1 pseudogene is annotated in these 360 nt (G+C 64.7%); it reads left to right on the top strand.

The features are described 5' to 3' along the window. Positions 1-360 (top strand): annotated as a pseudogene (locus FDW84_RS19035) (lipoyl synthase); the annotation flags it as partial.

Here is a 360-nt window from a genome sequence, read left to right as displayed (position 1 = left end):
ACCGCGATCTGCGATTCCAGGCCCGAGGTGTTCGCGCACAACGTCGAAACTGTGCCGCGGATCTTCAAGCGGATCCGGCCGGCGTTCCGGTACGAGCGGTCCCTGGATGTCATCGCCCAGGGCAGGAACCTGGGCATGGTGACCAAGTCCAACCTGATCCTGGGCATGGGCGAAACCCGCGAAGAAATCAGCGAAGCCCTCCGCGACCTGCACGAGGCCGGGTGTGACCTGATCACCATCACCCAGTACCTGCGCCCGAGTGAGCGGCACCTGCCGGTGGACCGGTGGGTCAAGCCGCAGGAATTCGTGGACCTGCAGCACGAAGCCGAGGAGATCGGCTTCCTCGGCGTCATGTCCGGA

Origin of the sequence: Pseudarthrobacter sp. NamE5 (assembly GCF_005796225.1) — a bacterium.
Lineage (GTDB): Bacteria > Actinomycetota > Actinomycetes > Actinomycetales > Micrococcaceae > Arthrobacter.
This window is presented reverse-complemented; position numbering and strand designations above follow the sequence as displayed.